This window comes from Entomomonas asaccharolytica, assembly GCF_016653615.1.
Classification (GTDB): Bacteria; Pseudomonadota; Gammaproteobacteria; order Pseudomonadales; family Pseudomonadaceae; genus Entomomonas; species Entomomonas asaccharolytica.
The window spans coordinates 2978059-2994109 of sequence record NZ_CP067393.1; the positions used below are offsets into that span (position 1 = coordinate 2978059).

Sequence of the window (16051 nt, forward strand, 5' to 3'; positions counted from 1 at the left end):
GAGATAATAGGCGCATGTCAGATTCTAAAGATAATCAACCCACTACAGAAGAGAAAGAAAAGAAAGGGCTTTTTGGTTGGCTTCGTCGTAAACCTAAAACTGAAGAAACTGTTACAGTGGTTGAACCTTTATCGACAGAAGAAACTGAAACCGATTTAACATTATTAGAAAATGCACCTACAATTGCAGAACAACCCATCATTCCTAATGTTGAACCCACTGAAAATGTCTCAGTAGAAGCAGTTGAAGAAGCTGTTGAACCCGTAGAGCAAACTACTGAAATAGTTGAAACTTCAGAACCAGAACCAGAACCAGAACCAGAACCAGAACCAGAACCAGAACCAGAACCAGAACCAGAACCAGAACCAGAAAATAATAATGATGATCCCACTGAAAAGAAAAGCTTCTTTGCACGCCTTAAACAAGGTTTAGCAAAAACTAGTGCCTCTTTTGGCAAAGGCATTGCCAGTATTTTTTTGGGCAAAAAAGAAATTGATGATGACTTATTAGAAGAAATAGAAACCCTGTTATTAACATCTGATGTTGGTTTTGAGGCTACCAGTAATATTATTGAAAACCTAACTCAAAAAATAAAACGTAATCAATTGGCCGATAGCGGCGCACTTTACCAAGCACTAAAAGAAGAATTGGTAGCGATGCTTAAACCTGTAGAGCAGCCACTTACCATAGCAGAAAGCCATTCACCTTATGTTATTTTAGTGGTAGGGGTTAATGGCGCAGGTAAAACAACTACTATTGGAAAATTAGCTAAAAAACTACAACTACAAGGTCAAAAAGTAATGCTAGCGGCAGGTGATACTTTCCGAGCAGCGGCGGTTGAACAATTACAAGTATGGGGTGAGCGTAACAATATTCCCGTAGTGGCACAACATACAGGAGCTGACTCTGCTTCTGTTATTTTTGATGCTGTGCAATCTGCTAAATCCAAAGGTATCGATGTGCTTATTGCTGATACAGCAGGCAGACTGCATAATAAAGAAAACCTAATGGAAGAATTGAAAAAAGTAAAACGTGTTATCACTAAAATTGATGGCACAGCACCGCATGAAACATTATTAGTGTTAGATGCAGGTACTGGACAAAATGCGCTAAGTCAGGCAAAACTCTTTAACCAAGCAGTAGAATTATCTGGTATTGCATTAACTAAATTGGATGGTACAGCAAAAGGTGGTGTCATTTTCGCCTTGGCCAATCAAATGCAATTGCCGATTCGCTATATTGGTGTTGGTGAAGGCATTGATGATTTGCGTCCCTTTGAGGCAGAGCCCTTTGTACAGGCAATCTTTAAGGATTAATTATGATACGTTTTGACCATGTTGCAAAACGCTACCCCAACGGGCATATTGGCTTACATGAGCTTAGCTTTCATGTTCGGCGAGGCGAGTTTCTATTCGTTACTGGCCATTCAGGGGCAGGTAAAAGTACTTTATTACGACTATTACTTGCTATGGAGCGTCCTAGCTCAGGTAAGATAATGCTTGCAGGTCAAGACTTATCACGTATTTCAAATGCACATATTCCTTTTTTAAGAAGACAAATAGGCGTTGTTTTTCAGAACCACCAACTGTTATTTGATCGTGATGTTTTTGCTAATGTAGCTTTACCTTTACAGATTCTTGGCCTTGGTAAAGAAGAAATTTATAAACGCGTTATAACTGCTCTTGATCGTGTGGGCTTAAAAGAGAAAGCTGAACAACTCCCCTCTAATATCTCCACTGGTCAACAGCAACGGGTAGGCATTGCCAGAGCAATTGTGCACCAGCCTGCCTTATTACTTGCTGATGAACCAACAGGTAACCTAGATCCACGCTTAGCTTCAGAAATCATGGGGATTTTTGAAGATATTAATAGTTTGGGAACAACGGTTATTATTGCAAGCCATGATTTAGCACTTATTGCAAGAATGCGCCACCGTCTACTCACCTTACAACGCGGTCGCTTAATTGGCGATGGAGAGGCTGCCTAATGTCTGATGTAAGACCTACTAATCAACCACAAAAGCCCAAAAAACTTGAAGGTGAACCTAGTTTTGGGGAACTTTTTCATGCTTGGTTAGAAAATCATAAAGCCAGCTTAGTGGATAGTTTTTTAAGGCTTGTTAAACATCCTTTTGCTAGCTTCTTTACCTGTCTTGTTATTGCAGTAACATTAAGTTTACCTATGGGATTATCCATTATCCTAAAAAATATCAATGAGTTAGCAGGATCTTGGCAACAGGCTGCACAAATATCCCTATTCTTACATTTAGATGTTGATGACGAAAAAGCGAGCCAGTTACAAAATGAACTTAATCAAAATCCTGATATAGAAAACACACAACTTATCACTAAAAAACAAGCATTGGCTGAATTTCAGGAGCAAACAGGTTTAGGTGAAGCGTTACAAGCATTACCTAGCAACCCGCTACCCTCGGTAATTGTGGTTACGCCTAAAGAATTGGTTCAGAATACAATCACTGAACTACAACATAATCTACAACAGTTACCAGAAGTAGACCGTGCTGAGCTGGATATGCAGTGGCTAGAACGGCTTATGTCTATTCTAAAACTAGGTGAACGATTTGTTTTTGGTATCTCTGTACTACTAATTGCAGCATTATTACTTGTTATTGGTAATACTATTCGTCTTGCTATTGAGAATAGACGTGCTGAAATAGAAGTTATTAAATTAGTAGGTGGTACAGATGGCTATGTGCGTCGACCCTTTATCTATATGGGGGCACTTTATGGTTTAGGTGCTGGACTATTTGCATGGGCTTTATTAGCATTTGGACTTAACTGGATTAATACTTATGTAGTACAATTAGCGGGTTTATATGCAAGTGACTTTAAATTATCAAATGTTTCATTGGAAGATGCTTTGTCACTTATTATAGGAGCTATATTATTAGGTTGGATTGGGGCTTGGTTAGCCGTTGCTAGACATCTTCGTGAACTTGCGCCACGCTAATTACAAAGCCATGGTATAACTAGCTTAAATTAGCATATAGAAACAATTTTAAAAACTAAAAGACTAGCGGAACTAATAGATATTCTTTATAGTCTAAAAGAGTATAATTCTCAATAAGAAGTTATTTATTGAGTTTTCATTTTTTGGGAGAATCGAATGTCAAAAAACTTAATACCTGTTCAAACATTAACACCAGGAGCTAATCTGGAAGCCTATGTGCATTCAGTAAATAGTCTACCTGTGTTAACAGCTGAGCAGGAACATGAATTGGCAGATCGGCTCTATTATGAACAAGATTTAGATGCCGCGCGCCAACTAGTGCTTGCACACTTACGCTTTGTTGTTCATATTGCCCGTAGTTACTCTGGTTATGGTCTTCCACAAGCTGACTTAATCCAAGAGGGTAATGTTGGTTTAATGAAAGCAGTTAAGCGCTTTAATCCTGAAATGGGGGTTCGCCTTATTTCTTTTGCTGTGCATTGGATCAAAGCTGAAATACATGAATTTATTTTAAAGAATTGGCGTATCGTTAAAATTGCTACTACCAAAGCACAACGTAAACTATTCTTTAATTTACGTAGTAAAAAGAAACGCTTAAATTGGTTAAATAACGAAGAAGTAGCTAATGTTGCTAACGATTTAGGTGTAGATGCGAAAGATATTCGCGAAATGGAAAGTCGTCTTACTGGTTCTGATATGGCATTTGACCCTGCGACTGATGAAGATGACGAAACAGCGATGTATGCACCTGCTGCATATTTAGAAGATAACCGCTACAACCCTGCTACTCAATTAGAAGACGCAGATTGGAGTGATAGTTCTTCCAATAATCTACATGAAGCATTAGAGAAATTAGACGAGCGCAGTAAAGATATTTTACAACAACGTTGGTTATCTGATGATAAAGCTACTTTGCACGATTTAGCAGCAAAATATAACGTATCAGCAGAACGTATTCGCCAGCTAGAAAAAAATGCAATGGATAAATTAAAGCGCCATATTATTGCTGCTTAACATTGTAAAATACAGATAAAGCGTACTAAATATAAAATTTAGTACGCTTTTTTATTGCCTGTCATTATATAATAGCCTCTCATTACTTTACTCAATAATGGACTAACAACGTGTTTGAATCCACCGTATTGTTGGCTTACTTAGCCGCTTGTTTATTAGTTGTTATTGTACCTGGCCCAGATAATATCTTAGCTATTAGCAGAGGCTTAAGCCAAGGCAATAAAGCTGCGATTCTTTCTTCCATTGGTGCTGGCTTAGGTATCTTAATTCATACCTTAATGGCCACCTTAGGCTTATCGGTTATTATTCAAACTTCAGAGCTAGCATTTTGGATTATTAAAATCATCGGCGCGTGCTATTTAATCTATTTAGGTTATAAAGCAATTTCCTCAAGAAACCTTATTAGTTTTCTGCCTACTACACAGCTACCTTTAAAAAAAGTATTTATTATTGGCACGCTATCTAATGTACTTAATCCAAAACCAGGCTTATTTATATTAGCCTTTGTTCCTCAATTCGTGGATGCATCAAAAGGCTCTATAAGTTTACAAATGCTAATTTATGGTGTTATTTTTGCCGTTATGACAGCCATTATATTTGCTATTTTAGGCTGTTTTGCGTCACAGCTTGCCTGTTGGCTTAAGCAACATAATAAAGTAATTAAAGGATTAAATATAAGTGCAGGATTTACCTTAATTATTGCTGGTTTATCAATACTAATGCTTAAGCCTAAAAATACTTGATAATCACTCAATTTTTTGACACTGATAGTTGGCTAAGCGAAATATTTTAAAATTAATACTTGCCCTAAAATAGCTTATAGCGTATAGTTTGCGCCTGCAATTTGACACTTGCTTTGTTTGATATGTGCGCTCGTAGCTCAGCTGGATAGAGTACTCGGCTACGAACCGAGCGGTCAGAGGTTCGAATCCTCTCGAGCGCGCCAATTAACACAAATCATCTGTTTATTTGCACATTGCGCGCTCGTAGCTCAGCTGGATAGAGTACTCGGCTACGAACCGAGCGGTCAGAGGTTCGAATCCTCTCGAGCGCGCCAGAATACTAAAAACCTGCATTAGCAGGTTTTTTTTTAAAGTGTTTTTATAATTTAAGAAACTTTAATTATCTTTCTACTAAATTTGTGGAGAATAACTGCCAATAGGCTTAGCCTAAAGCATTTTCATACTATGGACATACACTGTTGCTATAATAGTCGCCTAGCGATTAAATAATTCCCACGATGAGCCTTCAAACCATCGGGGAATGGAGGCTGTAATGATTGAAACTGAAATTAAACCGCAAGAATCTCTACAAGATCGCTTTGATCAAATTCAAACCCTGCTTCGGCAATATAATAAAGAAAAACAACACGCTGAAGAAAATGATTTACCCTTAACAGCAAGTTATACAGAGCTGCAACAAAAACTAGATGAATTACACTGGGCAGATATAGCAGACCTGTTAGAGTCATTACCATTAGATGACCGTTTATTAGTATGGCAACTGGTTAAGTCAGATCGCGATGGTGATATCCTTTTAGAAGTATCTGATGCTGTCCGTGAAACCTTATTAGCAGACATGGATGATCATGAGATCATCGCAGCAGCTAAGGACATGGATGCAGATGAGTTAGCAGACCTTGCCCCTGAACTATCTAATGACGTTTTACAAGAATTAATGAGTTCATTAGATACACAACAACGTGAACGCTTACAATCAGCTCTCTCTTATGAAGAAGATCAGGTTGGTGGATTAATGGACTTTGAAATTCTTAGTATTCGCGATGATGTAAGCCTAGAAACGGTATTACGTTATTTACGCCGCTTTAAAGAATTTCCAAGCCATACTGATAAGATCTTTGTGGTTAACTCAGAGGCCATATTAAAAGGTGTCTTACCTATTAAACAACTACTTCTCAATGATCCAGATTTACTCGTTGCTGAAGTAATGGCTGATGACCCTGTTATCTTTCATCCTGATGAGGATGCTTATGGAGCCGCTCAAGCCTTTGAAAGATATGATCTTATTTCTGCACCTGTGGTAGATAACAACGGCAAACTAGTAGGTCGTTTAACCATTGACGAAATGGTTCACTTGATTCGTGAAGAAACCGAAACCGAAATGTTAAATATGGCAGGTTTACGGGAAGAAGAAGATATTTTCGCCTCAGTTTGGCGTTCCGTACGTAACCGTTGGGCATGGCTAGCCGTTAATCTAGTGACCGCATTTATTGCTTCACGTGTTATTGGTTTATTTGATGGTACCATTGAAAAATTAGTAGCCTTAGCAGCCTTAATGCCTATTGTTGCAGGGATTGGCGGCAATTCTGGCAATCAGACTATTACCATGATTGTAAGAGCAATGGCGTTAGATCAAATTACTACTGCCAATACTTTTAGACTACTAGGTAAAGAGATAGGTGTTTCCTTTATTAATGGTATTATTTGGGGTAGTGTTATTGGTATTGTTGCCTATTATCTTTATGGCAGTTGGTCATTAGGGCTGGTAATGATGTCAGCCATGACCCTTAATCTATTGCTAGCCGCCTGCATGGGTGTGCTTATCCCTATGACAATGGTTAAATGTGGCAGAGACCCTGCACTGGGTTCTAGTGTTTTAATAACAGCAATGACAGATAGTGGTGGTTTCTTTATCTTCTTAGGGTTAGCTTATCTATTTATTAGCTTTGGTATTATGCCTGTTACAGGTTAATTTTTAACCTGTAACAGCAAGGGTATATTTAAAAATAATAACTTTACCCTTTACTATAAGCCATATATAAAAGAAACTTAACTCTATTATAAAACATACAAAGTTTCGCCATAATGATTCAAAAAACACCCAAACTATCACATATTCCTATCCTTGATCTTTTTAATGTATACGATCAAAGGTATTTAGGGGCTGACTTTCATTATGAATCACACCGCAGTTTCTCTCAGTTTTTTAGTCGTAATGTAGCTATTCATCGTCATGATCGAGTTTTTCAAATTCATTACTTACTTAATGGCAAGGTACATGTTCAACTCGATGATTTGTTCTATCGTTTAGAAGGGCCTATGATCTTTTTTACACCACCAGGCATTCCCCATGCTTTTACCAGTGATAAAGATACCGAAGGTCATGTAATTACAGTAAAACAACAATATGCTTGGCAACTATTTAATAACCGTTTTGATTACAACAACCTAAGCTTTAATCTAAGAAGACCTTTGTGCATTGATTTAGCCAATCCACACATAGATTTGGTGGAAGATGCTAAGCAATTAAATATACTATTTGAAATCGCGGCCAATGAGTTTAAAAATAATAAACCCAATTATCAGCTCACAATGCCCGCCCTTATCCAACTGATATTTATTACGCTGTTTCGTTTTACTGATAGCAATTATCCTAACTATACTGTTCAACGGCAAGACTTACAGCTATTTTATCGGTTTAATGAGCTATTAGAAAAACACTATAAAGAACATTGGCAACTTATCCAATATGCTACTCAATTAGGAATGACTACTGCTAGACTGCACTTGATCTGTCAGCGTATGGCAGGTATTAGCCCTAAACAACTAATCATAGAACGACTACTGCAAGAAGCAAAACGTTTATTAATTCACAGCCAACTTACTGCCAATGAAATTTGTTTTACATTAGGCTTTAAAGATCCTTCTTATTTTTCTAGATTTTTTAACAAATATACAGGACTTACCACTAAAGATTACCGTCTATCCCATCATTATCAAACTATTAACTAAATCTTTTGCCCATCATCAGCCTTAAGAAAAGTACCATTTTTAAGGTATAAAACTACCTTTACTCCCGTTCATAGACTCATCATGATAATACCTTAAATAAAAACAATAATGTGTACTGGAGAAAATAATTATGAAGTTAGACGGTAACAAGCGTCCTTTAAATGGTGAAGAATATTTAGCAAGTTTACGTGATGGTCGTGAAGTGTATATTTATGGCCAACGAGTGGATGATATTACTAGTCACCCTGCTTTTCGCAATTCAGCCGCTGTAGTAGCACAAATGTATGATGCCCTACACGATCCCAAATCAAAAGATGAACTATGCTGGGAAACCGATACAGGGAATGGCGGTTATACCCATAAATTCTTTAGAATAGCTAAAACAGCAGATGATTTACGCCAACAACGTGACGCTATTGCTGGTTGGGCGAGAATGTCCTATGGCTGGATGGGACGTACTGCTGATTATAAAGCAGCCTTTGGCTGTGTATTAGGTGCCAATCCAGAGTTTTATGGCAAATTTGCAGATAATGCTCGCCTTTGGTACAAACGTCTTCAAGAAAATTGTTTGTATTTTAATCATGCTATTGTAAATCCTCCTATTGATCGTAATAAAAGTATCGATCAAGTAGGCGATGTGTTTATGCGCGTCGTGGAAGAACGTGAGGATGGTATCGTAGTTAAAGGTGCTAAAGTGGTTGCTACTAACTCTGCCTTAACTCACTATAATTTTATTGGCTTTGGCTCTGCCTCAATTGTGGGCGATAATCCTGATTTTGCGTTAATGTTCCTTGCTCCAATGAATGCTAAAGGGGTAAAACTGATTTGTCGTACCTCTTATGAATATATTGCAGGGGCTATTGGCTCACCCTTCGACTACCCCTTATCAAGTCGTTTTGATGAGAATGATGCCATTCTTATTTTAGATAATGTATTTATCCCTTGGGAAGATGTATTGGCTTATAAAGACTATGACCGTTGCCGTCGTTTTGCAACTGATGGTGGTTTTGCTAGGCTATACCCTATGCAAGGCTTAACTCGTCTAGCTGTTAAACTAGACTTTTTAAGTGGTTTATTAGTAAAAGCATTAGAGTGCACAGGGGCTATCGAATTTCGTGGCGTCTCCGCACAAGTGGGTGAAGTAATCGCATGGCGTAATTTATTTTGGTCATTAACTGATGCTGCATACGGTGCTCCCGAGTTACAAAGTAATTGGAGTACACCTGCCTTGTTACCAAGTAATCAAGCATTACAAGTGTATAGAAATATGGCGCCATTAGCTTATCCAATCATTAAAAAAATCATCCACCAAACCGTAGCGAGCGGCATGATTTATTTACCTTCTGGTGTAAAAGATTTTGAAAACCCTGACTTAGATAAATATTTAAGTGTTTATTGCCGTGGCTCTGAAGGAATGGGACATAGAGAACGGATTAAAACGCTTAAATTGCTGTGGGATGCGGTTGATAGTGAATTTGGTGGTAGACATGAGGTCTACGAAGTAAATTATGCGGGCAACCAAGATGATGTGCGTCTACAAACCCTCGGCTATGCAAGAAGTAATGGCAATTTAGCCGCAATGAAAGGATTAGTTGAAAAATGTATGTCTGAGTATGATGAAAAAGGTTGGACAGTCCCTTATTTAACCAATCCAGATGATATTAACGCATTACCCAAATAACCCTTACCTCTAACCATTCACTGGTCTATTTAGTAGACAGTGAATGGCTTTTTCTGTTTTTCTTATCTCACTTTTCCTAGCGTTAAAAATTAATCACAAAATTACTAACCCCTATTTAACAATTTTGTTTATCATTATCACCTTTGTTATTGAATAGCATTCGTTTGTCGAACGGAGCAACTAATGGTTATTAAAACTTACAACACCTACTGCAAAGCCACTCCCTCTTGGAATTTACAAAAAATAGTCAGTGAGTTACGAGAAGTACGCAATGAATGGCGCACAAATCATGGTAGGACACGTAACGCAGGAAGAGAACTTCCTTCGCGTACCATCATGAGTGAGATTATTGACACTATCACGCGTGCTCTATTCCCTATGCGTTTAGGCCCATCTGATTTAAGAGAGGAAAGTGAAGACTTTTATGTAGGCCATTCTTTGGACGCTGCTTTGAGCGCTCTACAAAATCAAGCCTATCTTGAGCTTTGCTACAATGCAAAATATCAAGGCACAGCTATTGATGATGTCCATGCTCAAGCCACCTCTATTGTTCAAGAATTTGCTTTTGCACTACCCAATATTCGTAAGTTATTAGATACAGATGTTATTGCGGCCTATAATGGTGATCCAGCCGCTCGTAGTGTTGATGAAGTATTATTGTGCTACCCAGGCGTATTAGCTATTATTTATCACCGCCTTGCGCATTATCTCTATACCGTTGGTTTAACCTTATTAGCGAGAATTACCGCAGAATTAGCACACTCTGCCACTGGAATAGATATCCATCCTGGCGCGACTATTGGTGAAAGCTTCTTTATTGACCATGGTACAGGAGTGGTAATTGGAGAAACCTGTGTTATTGGTAATCATGTACGTATTTATCAAGCTGTTACCTTAGGCGCTAAACGCTTTACAGCTGATGAATCGGGGCACTTACAAAAAGGCTATCCCCGTCACCCTATTGTAGAAGATGATGTGGTTATTTATGCAGGCGCCACTATTTTAGGTAGAGTTACTATTGGTAAAGGTTCTACAGTAGGTGGTAATGTTTGGTTAACTAAGAGTATTCCTGCTAATAGCAGTATTACTCAGGCCAGTACATTAAATGAAACCTGTTGTTAATAGTTAGGCATAAAAAAAGCGCTCATTTGAGCGCTTTTTTAATTTAGGTGGCTCCCCTATCAGCCACACCCCGGCACATGAGTTCACTACTATGGCTGCTTCCTTCCGGATCTGACCAGGTTGATAGTTAATCATTGCGAGGGGACCGATAGGGTCGCCATTAATCGATAATAAGAAACTGTGTGGTGCATTCTACTGATTTATTGAGAAGTTACAAGTCAAATTTACAGTTTTTTATAATTAATATGACATGATTGACATAAATTTACAGACCATCCGATGATGGTCTGTCATACTAGTTAAAGGATATAACGAGATAAATCTTCATCCTTAGCTAATTCACCTAAATGCTCATTCACATAAGCTGCATCAAGTATTATTGGTTTGTCATCTTTAGTAGCTAAATCGGTTGCACTAAAAGACACTTCTTCCAATAGTCTTTCTAACAAAGTGTGTAATCGACGAGCGCCTATATTTTCCGTCTTCTCATTCACTTGCCAAGCAATTTCAGCGATACGCTTGATGCCATCTTCTTTAAACTCAATATTTAAACCCTCTGTTTTTAAGAGTTCAATATATTGTTTTGTTAATGAGGCATGTGGCTCCGTTAAAATACGCTCAAAATCATTAGGGGTTAATGCTTTTAACTCTACCCGTATAGGTAAACGACCTTGTAATTCAGGCACCAAATCACTAGGTTTAGCTAAATGGAAAGCACCAGAGGCAATAAACAGAATATGGTCTGTTTTTAACATACCTAATTTGGTATTAACGGTACAACCCTCAATTAACGGTAGTAAGTCACGCTGCACACCTTCACGAGAGACATCAGCACCGCCAACATTACCACGTTTTGCTACTTTATCAATTTCATCAATAAAAACAATGCCATTTTGCTCTACAGCTTCTAACGCTTTAGCTTTTAACTCTTCTTCATTAATCATGCTCGCTGCTTCTTCATCACGCAGAATTTTACGAGCATCTTTAATTTTCAATTTCTGTGTTTGGCGCTTACCTTTATTCATACCAGAAAACAAGTTTTGTAACTGGCTGGTCATTTCCTCCATACCAGGTGGTGACATAATTTCAACACCAACGGGTACAGTAGCCACCTCTATCTCAATTTCCTTATCATCTAACTGACCCTCACGTAAGCGTTTACGGAATAGTTGACGGGTATTAGAATCACTTGCAGCCGTAGCCTCTTGTTCAAAACCACTATTTGCAGAACGAGCAGGTGTTAATAAAGCATCTAAAATACGCTCTTCTGCTGCATCTTCTGCCCTATGGTTAACGCGTTGTATTTCCTGCTCACGCAGCATTTTTATAGCCGCATCAGCTAGATCGCGAATAATTGACTCAACATCTCGCCCAACATATCCCACTTCCGTAAACTTAGTAGCCTCTACTTTTACAAAAGGTGCATTAGCTAAACGTGCTAAACGGCGAGCAATCTCGGTTTTACCTACCCCAGTAGGACCAATCATTAAAATATTCTTAGGGGTTACCTCTGCTCTTAACTCAGCTGGTAACTGCATACGACGCCAACGATTACGTAATGCGATGGCTACAGCTCGCTTAGCTTCATCTTGACCGATAATAAAACGATCTAGTTCATGAACGATTTCACGGGGTGTCATGGACATTTTCTAACTCCATATCCTTATTAATAGTTTTACTATTAATTTGTTTTAATTACAGTCAAGTTCTTCAATAGCTAAATTTTGATTTGTATAAATACAAATACTGCCTGCAATATTTAATGCAGTTTCAGCGATTTCTCTTGCTGACATATCAGTGTGCATCAGTAATGCTTTAGCCGCTGCTTGTGCATAAGGGCCACCTGAGCCCATAGCAATTAACCCATCTTCAGGGTCTAACACATCACCATTGCCCGTTAATATAAGAGAAGCATCTTTATTAGCCACGGCCAACATAGCTTCTAATCGACTTAAGGAACGATCTGTACGCCAATCTTTAGTTAACTCCACGGCAGCTCGCACTAAGTGCCCTTGATGTTTTTCAAGCTGTGCTTCAAAACGTTCAAATAAGGTAAAAGCATCTGCAGTAGCACCTGCAAAACCTGCAATCACTTGTCCATGATATAAACGGCGTACTTTCTTTGCGTTACCTTTCATTATGGTATTGCCTAAAGAAACCTGACCATCGCCGCCCATAACCACTTTGCCATTACGGCGAATAGAAACGATAGTGGTCAAAGGAAAACCCTCCAATCTGATGAATAAATCATTATTTCATCTATATGGGGATAAATTAGTAAGGCTTCAAGTTTAGTCTGCAACAATAAGTTATTTTAATTATTAGATGATCACTATAGGCTTATTACGTAATAATAAAATTTTAGAGTAAATAAAAAGGCATACCTAACATATTAGGTATGCCTGACAAAGAAAAGCATAACAGAGTAAAAAATAAAAAAAACCTTCTTAAAAGAAGAAGGTTTTAAATATGGTAGCAACGAGTGGACTTGAACCACCGACCCCAGCATTATGAATGCCGTGCTCTAACCAACTGAGCTACGTTGCCATGAAAGAGGGCGTTATTATTCTCATCTGGAAGGATTATGTCAAGTACCTAATTAATAAAATTTCAGTAAACTGACAATATTAATGATTAATCTTTCTTTTTAATTTTACTATAAAAAAACCTCCTAAAAAGGAGGCTTTAAATACTATGCAAATGTAGGTAATGCAATTAGCTAATAAGTTGAACTTGGTCAGCTTGCATTCCTTTTTGACCCTCAGTAGCAATAAAGCTAACTTTCTGCCCTTCTTTTAACGATTTAAAACCTGTGCCTTCAATAGCACGGTAATGAACGAATAAATCTGGACCAGTGTCTTGAGAAATAAAGCCAAAGCCTTTTTCATTATTAAACCACTTGACAGTACCGTTTTGACGGTTAGACATGCCTAAACTCCTTGAAACTATACAAACTTACGCCACATTAACAATTAATGCGCACTTCTATAACTGAGTGCAAGGAGTTATAAAAGTCATTCAAACGGATGGTAAGAACTGCCACTAGGCGACCTCCAAGCTCCATACAAACTCAGTATTATTACTCTACCCTAACTCAATAAAAAAAGCTAAAGATAATATTATTTTAATATTATCTATTAGTCTAATAAACTATGATAAGTAACCTAACTATATAATAGTTAAAAATTAATTGAGAAAATAAAAGGAAACAATTTATGACACGACTATTACTTTTACTCATGATTACTATGAGTAGTTGTTCCTCTATACAAAAAAATCAAGTCTCACTGACTTCATTAAAACTGCAAACTAGCTATCAAGTGGAATGGATTGGTGAACGACCACTCATGGATTACAGTTATCTTAATATTATTCTCGATCAAGATAATAAAGCTTATGGTTTAGCAGGTTGCAATTATTGGTCTACCAACTACCAGTTACATGGCAACAAACTAACCTTTGATAGCCCGATTAATGTCACTAAAAAAGTGTGCACACCTGCATTAATGGAGCAAGAGCAACGTTTTCTTGATACTTTAAAAACTATCAAATCGTGGAATTTTTCAGATATCCAACAACTACAACTGTGGCCTGAAAATGGACAACCCATAAAATTATGGGCAGAAGAAAAGAAATAACAGAAGCGATCATAATTATGATCGCTTAATATAAAATGAATATGCTTTTTCAGTTAATTTAATATACTTTTCCATTAACTGTTCTTTTGTTTCCTGATTATTAGGATCAAGTGGTATACAATCGACTGGACACACTTGCTGACACTGTGGTTCATCGTAATGGCCAACACATTCTGTACAACGGTTAGGATCTATTACATAAATCTCTTCACCCTGAGAAATCGCTTCATTAGGGCATTCAGGTTCACACACATCACAATTGATACAGTCATCAGTAATGATTAATGACATAACAACTCCAATCAACACTTAGTTGATAACTTACTTCAAGACTAATTTATTTTAACATAAACTACTGAGAAAACTTTACTTTTAGAGCCTTCTCAACTTCTGGTGGCACAAACTTACTGATATCGCCACCAAGAGACGAAATCTCTCTAATAAACGTAGAAGAAATATAAGAATACTTTTCAGATGGCGTTAAAAATAGACTTTCCAACGTAGGAACCAAGGCTCTATTCATATTAGCTAACTGAAATTCATATTCAAAATCAGAAATCGCCCGTAAGCCTCTGATTAAAGTACTAATTCCTTGCTCACACATAAAGTGTGCTAATAAGCAAGAAAATCCCCTCACCTCTACATTAGTAAGGTGTTTAGTTACCTCTTTAGCAAGAGATACACGCTCATCTAAAGAAAATAATGGCTTCTTTTTTGGACTTTCAGCAACAGCAATAACAACGTGATCAAACATCCTTGCCGCACGTTCAACAATATCCACATGTCCACATGTAATAGGATCAAAGGTTCCTGGATAAACTACTTTATGTTTGGGCATGGAAAGTTTCCCATAACTATCGACTAAAGCGCGCATAGTAGCCCAGATCAAGTTTTAAGCCAAGTATTTTCATCTAAGCATTAAGACTAACCAAAGCGAAATGCCGAAAAAGATAACTCCCTTACCTTACCAGAATAAATGCAATGGCCTTTATCACTGTCACCTGCTCCAGCAACCACCATTAACGGTAACAAATGCTCTTCTCTTGGGTGAGCTATACGCGCATAAGGAGCCTCTTGCCAACGACATAACAGCCTATTGCGCTGCTCTATATCATCTTCCTCAAGGGTAGTTATTAACCACTCATTAAACGCTTGCGAGGCAGTAGCAGCTAATTCTCCACCCCAAACAGTTAGATTATGGTAACTCATACCACTACCTACAATTAATACGTCTTCTTTACGTAAAGGCGCTAACGCCTTACCTAAATTAATATGAGTCTGTGGATCTAAACCTTTTTTTAATGATAATTGCACCATAGGAATATCTGCATCAGGGTAAATCACTTTAAAAGGAATAAATACACCATGATCCAATCCCCGCTGATTATCAGTGTTTATACAAATACCTGCACTTGATAATAACCGCATAATATCGGTTATCAGATGGTTATCTCCTTTAACAGGGTAAGTTAATTGGTAAGTATAAGCAGGAAAGCCATAATAATCATAATATAAAGTATGATTAATCACCTTATTAATTGTAAATTCAGGTTCTTCCCAATGCCCTGAAATAACTAATATAGCCCTTGGCTTTGCTGGTAGTGTATTAGCTAACTCCGCTAAAAAATCTTGCATTCCCTGCCAAATATTACCTCCTACTGACCAATCCATAAAAAAACAAGGACCACCTCCATGAGGAATAAATAATGCAGGTTGTATATTATTTGTCATTAGTCACTATTCGTCTAAAATTAATTACTATGTTTATATAGATTAATATTTACTCTCCAAGTTCTTTTTTTAGAAAGATTTATAAAATCATCTATTAGAATGCTATAACAATTGCAATTACTCTATAAATCTCATACAGATGA

At 37.6% G+C, this 16051-nt stretch carries 16 protein-coding genes, 3 tRNA genes and 1 other RNA gene; 12 read left to right on the forward strand and 8 right to left on the reverse strand.

Going from position 1 to position 16051, the window contains the following annotated elements; genetic code table 11:
• The first annotated feature begins 14 nt into the window (after nucleotides 1-14).
• The 11 genes from ftsY (at nucleotide 15) to epsC (ending at nucleotide 10539) form a co-directional block, all read left to right on the forward strand.
• On the forward strand, nucleotides 15-1316 hold the full coding sequence (gene ftsY / locus JHT90_RS13860) for a signal recognition particle-docking protein FtsY (RefSeq protein WP_201092055.1): 1302 nt from the start codon (nucleotides 15-17) through the stop codon (nucleotides 1314-1316).
• A gap of 2 nt (nucleotides 1317-1318) precedes the next feature.
• Nucleotides 1319-1987, forward strand: a complete 669-nt coding sequence (gene ftsE, locus JHT90_RS13865) for a cell division ATP-binding protein FtsE (protein WP_201092057.1) — start codon at nucleotides 1319-1321, stop codon at nucleotides 1985-1987.
• On the forward strand, nucleotides 1987-2970 hold the full coding sequence (gene ftsX / locus JHT90_RS13870; RefSeq protein WP_201092059.1) for a permease-like cell division protein FtsX: 984 nt from the start codon (nucleotides 1987-1989) through the stop codon (nucleotides 2968-2970). Before ftsE ends, ftsX begins: the two co-directional genes overlap by 1 nt.
• A 156-nt stretch (nucleotides 2971-3126) precedes the next feature.
• Nucleotides 3127-3984 carry an RNA polymerase sigma factor RpoH gene (gene rpoH, locus JHT90_RS13875; protein WP_201092061.1) on the forward strand — a complete coding sequence of 286 codons (858 nt, stop codon included), beginning with the start codon at nucleotides 3127-3129 and terminating at the stop codon, nucleotides 3982-3984.
• A 110-nt stretch (nucleotides 3985-4094) separates the two neighbouring features.
• Nucleotides 4095-4727: a LysE family translocator gene (locus tag JHT90_RS13880; RefSeq protein WP_201092063.1), complete on the forward strand. Its 633-nt coding sequence runs from the start codon at nucleotides 4095-4097 to the stop codon at nucleotides 4725-4727.
• Between the two features lie 126 nt (nucleotides 4728-4853).
• A tRNA-Arg gene (locus tag JHT90_RS13885) sits at nucleotides 4854-4930 on the forward strand.
• A 34-nt stretch (nucleotides 4931-4964) separates the two neighbouring features.
• A tRNA-Arg gene (locus JHT90_RS13890) sits at nucleotides 4965-5041 on the forward strand.
• Nucleotides 5042-5259: 218 nt separating this feature from the next.
• Nucleotides 5260-6696 (forward strand): magnesium transporter, encoded by a 1437-nt coding sequence (gene mgtE / locus JHT90_RS13895; RefSeq protein WP_201092065.1) that lies wholly within the window; start codon nucleotides 5260-5262, stop codon nucleotides 6694-6696.
• Nucleotides 6697-6809: 113 nt separating this feature from the next.
• Nucleotides 6810-7736, forward strand: a complete 927-nt coding sequence (gene hpaA, locus JHT90_RS13900; protein ID WP_201092067.1) for a 4-hydroxyphenylacetate catabolism regulatory protein HpaA — start codon at nucleotides 6810-6812, stop codon at nucleotides 7734-7736.
• A gap of 130 nt (nucleotides 7737-7866) precedes the next feature.
• Nucleotides 7867-9417, forward strand: coding sequence for a 4-hydroxyphenylacetate 3-monooxygenase, oxygenase component (gene hpaB, locus JHT90_RS13905; protein WP_201092070.1), 1551 nt, complete (start codon nucleotides 7867-7869; stop codon nucleotides 9415-9417).
• 183 nt (nucleotides 9418-9600) lie between these two features.
• Nucleotides 9601-10539 carry a serine O-acetyltransferase EpsC gene (gene epsC, locus JHT90_RS13910; protein ID WP_201092072.1) on the forward strand — a complete coding sequence of 313 codons (939 nt, stop codon included), beginning with the start codon at nucleotides 9601-9603 and terminating at the stop codon, nucleotides 10537-10539.
• Between the two features lie 54 nt (nucleotides 10540-10593).
• Here the strand turns inward: epsC and ffs are convergent.
• The 5 genes from ffs to JHT90_RS13935 form a co-directional block, all read right to left on the reverse strand.
• An RNA gene (gene ffs, locus JHT90_RS13915) (signal recognition particle sRNA small type) lies at nucleotides 10594-10690 on the reverse strand.
• Nucleotides 10691-10838: 148 nt separating this feature from the next.
• Entirely contained in the window at nucleotides 10839-12185 is a 1347-nt protein-coding gene (hslU, locus tag JHT90_RS13920) for an ATP-dependent protease ATPase subunit HslU (protein ID WP_201092074.1), read from the reverse strand.
• Nucleotides 12186-12230: 45 nt separating this feature from the next.
• Nucleotides 12231-12758, reverse strand: a complete 528-nt coding sequence (gene hslV, locus JHT90_RS13925; RefSeq protein WP_201092076.1) for an ATP-dependent protease subunit HslV — start codon at nucleotides 12756-12758, stop codon at nucleotides 12231-12233.
• Nucleotides 12759-13009: 251 nt separating this feature from the next.
• Nucleotides 13010-13086, reverse strand: a tRNA-Met gene (locus JHT90_RS13930).
• A 168-nt stretch (nucleotides 13087-13254) separates the two neighbouring features.
• The gene (locus JHT90_RS13935; protein ID WP_201092077.1) at nucleotides 13255-13467 is read right to left on the reverse strand and encodes a cold-shock protein; all 213 of its coding nucleotides are present in this window, start codon (nucleotides 13465-13467) and stop codon (nucleotides 13255-13257) included.
• Between the two features lie 287 nt (nucleotides 13468-13754).
• On the opposite strand from JHT90_RS13935, the gene JHT90_RS13940 reads away from it, so the two are divergent.
• Nucleotides 13755-14177 (forward strand): META domain-containing protein, encoded by a 423-nt coding sequence (locus tag JHT90_RS13940; protein ID WP_201092079.1) that lies wholly within the window; start codon nucleotides 13755-13757, stop codon nucleotides 14175-14177.
• A 15-nt stretch (nucleotides 14178-14192) separates the two neighbouring features.
• On the opposite strand, the gene JHT90_RS13945 is transcribed toward JHT90_RS13940, so the two are convergent.
• The 3 genes from JHT90_RS13945 to JHT90_RS13955 all read right to left on the reverse strand — a co-directional run bounded on the left by JHT90_RS13945 (nucleotide 14193) and on the right by JHT90_RS13955 (nucleotide 15908).
• Nucleotides 14193-14468: a YfhL family 4Fe-4S dicluster ferredoxin gene (locus tag JHT90_RS13945; RefSeq protein WP_201092081.1), complete on the reverse strand. Its 276-nt coding sequence runs from the start codon at nucleotides 14466-14468 to the stop codon at nucleotides 14193-14195.
• Between the two features lie 61 nt (nucleotides 14469-14529).
• The gene (coaD, locus tag JHT90_RS13950) at nucleotides 14530-15015 is read right to left on the reverse strand and encodes a pantetheine-phosphate adenylyltransferase (protein WP_201092089.1); all 486 of its coding nucleotides are present in this window, start codon (nucleotides 15013-15015) and stop codon (nucleotides 14530-14532) included.
• Between the two features lie 86 nt (nucleotides 15016-15101).
• Nucleotides 15102-15908, reverse strand: a complete 807-nt coding sequence (locus JHT90_RS13955; RefSeq protein ID WP_201092091.1) for a DODA-type extradiol aromatic ring-opening family dioxygenase — start codon at nucleotides 15906-15908, stop codon at nucleotides 15102-15104.
• Nucleotides 15909-16051 lie beyond the last annotated feature (143 nt).

Excerpts from the sequence above, each read along its gene's own strand:
- hpaB (WP_201092070.1), top strand. The coding sequence starts at position 7,867 with ATGAAGTTAGACGGTAACAAGCGTCCTTTAAATGGTGAAGAATATTTA.
- ftsY (WP_201092055.1), top strand. The coding sequence starts at position 15 with ATGTCAGATTCTAAAGATAATCAACCCACTACAGAAGAGAAAGAAAAG.
- JHT90_RS13955 (WP_201092091.1), bottom strand. The coding sequence starts at position 15,908 with ATGACAAATAATATACAACCTGCATTATTTATTCCTCATGGAGGTGGT.
- hslU (WP_201092074.1), bottom strand. The coding sequence starts at position 12,185 with ATGTCCATGACACCCCGTGAAATCGTTCATGAACTAGATCGTTTTATT.
- coaD (WP_201092089.1), bottom strand. The coding sequence starts at position 15,015 with ATGCCCAAACATAAAGTAGTTTATCCAGGAACCTTTGATCCTATTACA.
- ftsE (WP_201092057.1), top strand. The coding sequence starts at position 1,319 with ATGATACGTTTTGACCATGTTGCAAAACGCTACCCCAACGGGCATATT.
- rpoH (WP_201092061.1), top strand. The coding sequence starts at position 3,127 with ATGTCAAAAAACTTAATACCTGTTCAAACATTAACACCAGGAGCTAAT.
- hpaA (WP_201092067.1), top strand. The coding sequence starts at position 6,810 with ATGATTCAAAAAACACCCAAACTATCACATATTCCTATCCTTGATCTT.
- ftsX (WP_201092059.1), top strand. The coding sequence starts at position 1,987 with ATGTCTGATGTAAGACCTACTAATCAACCACAAAAGCCCAAAAAACTT.
- JHT90_RS13935 (WP_201092077.1), bottom strand. The coding sequence starts at position 13,467 with ATGTCTAACCGTCAAAACGGTACTGTCAAGTGGTTTAATAATGAAAAA.
- mgtE (WP_201092065.1), top strand. The coding sequence starts at position 5,260 with ATGATTGAAACTGAAATTAAACCGCAAGAATCTCTACAAGATCGCTTT.
- epsC (WP_201092072.1), top strand. The coding sequence starts at position 9,601 with ATGGTTATTAAAACTTACAACACCTACTGCAAAGCCACTCCCTCTTGG.
- JHT90_RS13945 (WP_201092081.1), bottom strand. The coding sequence starts at position 14,468 with ATGTCATTAATCATTACTGATGACTGTATCAATTGTGATGTGTGTGAA.
- JHT90_RS13940 (WP_201092079.1), top strand. The coding sequence starts at position 13,755 with ATGACACGACTATTACTTTTACTCATGATTACTATGAGTAGTTGTTCC.